Annotated in this window: 5 protein-coding genes; 2 read left to right on the top strand and 3 right to left on the bottom strand. The window is 65.2% G+C overall.

Features of this window, described 5'->3' with window-relative positions:
* The 3 genes from EN780_RS30360 to EN780_RS30350 form a co-directional block, all read right to left on the bottom strand.
* The coding region (locus tag EN780_RS30360) for a winged helix-turn-helix domain-containing protein (RefSeq protein ID WP_189556864.1) at positions 1-430 on the bottom strand (430 nt) is incomplete at its 3' end.
* Positions 431-569: 139 nt separating this feature from the next.
* On the bottom strand, positions 570-812 hold the full coding sequence (locus EN780_RS30355; RefSeq protein ID WP_127310045.1) for a hypothetical protein: 243 nt from the start codon (positions 810-812) through the stop codon (positions 570-572).
* A gap of 148 nt (positions 813-960) precedes the next feature.
* On the bottom strand, positions 961-1,182 hold the full coding sequence (locus EN780_RS30350) for a hypothetical protein (protein ID WP_127310046.1): 222 nt from the start codon (positions 1,180-1,182) through the stop codon (positions 961-963).
* Between the two features lie 241 nt (positions 1,183-1,423).
* On the opposite strand from EN780_RS30350, the gene EN780_RS30345 reads away from it, so the two are divergent.
* Both EN780_RS30345 and EN780_RS30340 read left to right on the top strand, forming a co-directional pair.
* Entirely contained in the window at positions 1,424-2,869 is a 1,446-nt protein-coding gene (locus EN780_RS30345) for a LuxR C-terminal-related transcriptional regulator (RefSeq protein ID WP_128276130.1), read from the top strand.
* Between the two features lie 87 nt (positions 2,870-2,956).
* Positions 2,957-3,371 (top strand): NAD(P)/FAD-dependent oxidoreductase (locus tag EN780_RS30340; protein ID WP_133372779.1); only part of this gene is annotated, 415 nt, incomplete at its 3' end.

The raw sequence follows: 3,371 nt of genomic DNA, 5'->3' as shown, positions 1-3,371 counted from the left end.
GCTCAGCCAGCACGAAGGCCGAATGGCGAGCCAGCACCGCGACGGTCTTGAAGCACGACAGCGCGTTGGTGATTTCCTCGACCGCGCCGTCGAACAACACCCTGCCGATGGTGTCGCCGGCCTCGACGCTGAACGGCAGGATGGCGACCATCGGTTCGGCCGCGCGTCCGGCTTGGGGCGCCATCTGCGGAGGCTGATCGTTGGCCCGGGTTTCCGCGACCTGGAACAGATAGCCGCGCCGGGGAACGGTACGGATCAGCGCCTGCGCTTCGTCGCCGATCGATTTGCGCGCGTCGCGAATGCACTGGGTGAGCGAATCCTCGGTGGCGATGATGCCTGGCCAGACAGCCTGCAATAATTCGTCCTTGCCCAGCACTCGGCCGGAATTGCGTATCAGGAACGCAAGAAGGTCGAAGGTCTTCGGCCGCACCGGCACGATCTCGCCGTCACGCCTGAGCGTGCCCAGTTCAAGATCGATTACCGCATTGCCGAACTGTTGCGACAAGCCCTTGCCCCATCGCCGCGCCCATTCGCGCGGCGACTATCGGAGAGGCAGAATGCCGGCAAGGTCAAGCCCGAAAGAAGCTCCCCGGAAAAACACTGTGCGGCAGGACGTGGCGAATTCGAGGCCATAGGCCCGACCGTTTGACGGATGGGGCTGGCGTCTCGCAAGGCGCCTGCCGTTCGAAATAGGCCAGCATCTCATTGGCTTCCCCACAGATGAGCCCGGCGACGCCCATCGACAGGATGCGCTGCGTTTCCTCCTGCGCCAGCATCGAGGACCAAAGCGCTCTTTCAGCCTTCTCACGCATGATCGATCTCCAGGGTCAGTGGTTCGCAGTCGCTAGGCCTGTATTGCTTCAACATTGCCCCAACGTGCGCTCGCCGTCCTGAACGGCTGCTGATATTTTGCTGAAATCGGCTTTCAGTGCCGCGGCCTGCGATCCCGGCTTTTCGTTGCTATTCGCTCGCCAGCGTGTCGAAGCGGGGACAGTGCGGGCGGGCGCCGACGGGGACGATCTCATAGCCGGCGGCGATCAATTGCAGCTTCATCTCATCGAAATGCCGCTTCGAGCCGCTGACGATCGCCTCCGGCGCGTAGTCCCAGCCATTGCGGGCGGCATTGGCCAGGATGTCGGCATAAAGCCGCATGCTGGCAATCTTGACGTCCGATTCCAGCATTTGCCTGCACCCGCTTGCGAATGACTGCGACGGGGAAGAAAAACCCACGATCGCGCATGCCAGTCCGATCGAAACACCTCGCATGAAAACCTCCCATGGTTACAGCCTGTTGCTGCAAGGAAGCTTGCACCTCCTGCGCCCGCGAGGGGATCGGCCAGATGCGGTGTTTTAGGTCCTGCATTTGTAGTATTTTGCCACGGCAGGCGTTGATGGCGCGTGCGCCCGCGGGCAAGGGATCTGCATGAACCACAACGCGACAGCGGCCACGTCTTCACCGTCCTCGCCGGCTCTGTCCGAGCGCGAGCGCGCCGTGGCGGAAAAATTCGCGGCCGGGCTGACCTATCGCCAGATCGGCGAGGCGCTGTTCATCGCGCCGTCGACCGTGCGCACCCATCTTGCCGCGATCTACGAGAAGCTCGGCGTGCGCAACAAGGTGGCGCTTGCCGCGCACCTCAATGGCATTGCCAGCTTGCCGCCGGACAAGCCGTCGGCCTTGCCCGGCGCTTCGCCGGTGCTGGCGATATTCCCGATCGAGTGCCTGAGCGATGAAGAGCGCTGGCGCCGCTTCGCCAACGGCCTGTCGTCGGACATCACCGTCGACCTTGCGCGCTATGCGGACCTGCCGGTCATTGCCTTCCACACCATGAAATCGCTGGGCAGCAAGCCCGCCGATTTCGTGGCCGACGGCAAGGCGCTGGGCGCCGCCTATATCTTGTCGGGCCAACTGCGCGCCGACGACACCCGCATTCGGCTGACCATCGAGCTCGCCGATGCGAGGAACGGCGTCAGCCTTTGGAGCGAGCGCTACGACCGTCCGGTCGAGGACATCTTCGCGCTGCAGGACAGCCTGACCGAAAGCGTCATCAATGTGCTCGCCGGCTGTTTCGGAGCGATCGCCACGATCGGGCGCAACGCGGTTCGCCGCAAGCCGCCGGCCAGCCTGCGCGCCTATGATCTCTATCTGCTTGGCGTCGAGCAGCACAACACCTTCAGCCGCGCCGGCAACGCGGAAGCGATCCGGCTGTTTTCACGCGCGCTGGAACTCGACCCGACGCTGGTCAGGGCCTGGACCGAGCTCGCCTACGCCTATTCGATCGAAGCCGGCAACTGCTTTGGCCGCGATCCGCAGGCATCGATCGAGAAATGGCGCGCGGCGGTCGAAAATGCGATCCGGCTCGATCCCTTCGACAGCAGCGCCTGCAACTGCTTCGGCGATCTCATGGGATGCCTCGGCGACCTCGATGCCGCGGAGCGTGCCTACAAAAGGGCCTTCGAATGCGGCCCCAACCATGCCGACACGCTGGCGCTGCTTGCCGGCAGCAAGGCGCTGGTCGCAGGCGATCCTGCCGAGGCGATCGCGCTCATCGAGCGCGCCATGCGCCTCAATCCGCTCGCTCCGCCCTGGTATTTCGGCATGCACGGCCGCGTCCTGTTCTGCGCCGGACGGCACCGGGAAGCCATCGCGGCCTTGCGCAGAAGCACGCCGGACTCGCCCAATGTGCTGATGTTCCTGGCGCTCTCCCATGCGGCGTCGGGCGACAGCGCCGAGGCGGCCGGATTCGTGGCGCGGCTCGCGGCCGAGTTCCCCGACTTTTCCGTCGAGGGTTTCATCTCGGGCTATCCCGTGACCAACCCGGGCGCCGTCAACGCCATTCGCGACGCGGCGAAGCTGGCGGGGCTGGGCTGAGGGGGAGAAGGGGAAGCGCCGCACCCCACTTGTCCAGCCTGCACCTCCCGGCATAGCCTGCCATGACCTGGGAGGGGAGGAAACCGCTTGGATACCAATGTCGTGATTGTCGGCGCCGGGCCGGCCGGCCTTGCCGTCGGCGCCTGCCTGCGCCGGGCGGGGGTGGATTTCCTTATGCTTGAAAAGGCAGCGGAGGTGGCGCCGGCCTGGCGGCGGCACTACCGGCGGCTGCATTTGCATACGGTGAAGTCCTTCTCCTCGCTGCCCTTCGTGCCGTTCCCCAGCGACCATCCGCGCTATGTGCCGCGCGAGAAGGTGGTGGCCTATCTCGACGCCTATGCCGAACGTTTCGAGCTCAGGCCGCGCTTCGGCGTGACGGTCGACAGCATCCGCCGCGACAAGGACGGTTTCCGCGTCGAGACGGGATCCGACGCGCTGACGGCGCGCCATGTCGTCGTCGCCAGCGGGAACAATGCCGAGCCCATCGTCCCCAGCTTTCCCG

The sequence above is a fragment of the Mesorhizobium sp. M4B.F.Ca.ET.089.01.1.1 genome, assembly GCF_004022605.1.
Taxonomy (GTDB): domain Bacteria; phylum Pseudomonadota; class Alphaproteobacteria; order Rhizobiales; family Rhizobiaceae; genus Mesorhizobium; species Mesorhizobium abyssinicae.
The sequence above is the reverse complement of the archived record's forward strand: the minus strand, read 5'-3'. Positions and strand labels throughout refer to the sequence as shown.

What these genes read in the sequence shown, in the direction of transcription:
- EN780_RS30350 (WP_127310046.1), bottom strand. Translation starts at nt 1,182, where the DNA reads ATGCTGGAATCGGACGTCAAGATTGCCAGCATGCGGCTTTATGCCGAC.
- EN780_RS30355 (WP_127310045.1), bottom strand. Translation starts at nt 812, where the DNA reads ATGCGTGAGAAGGCTGAAAGAGCGCTTTGGTCCTCGATGCTGGCGCAG.
- EN780_RS30345 (WP_128276130.1), top strand. Translation starts at nt 1,424, where the DNA reads ATGAACCACAACGCGACAGCGGCCACGTCTTCACCGTCCTCGCCGGCT.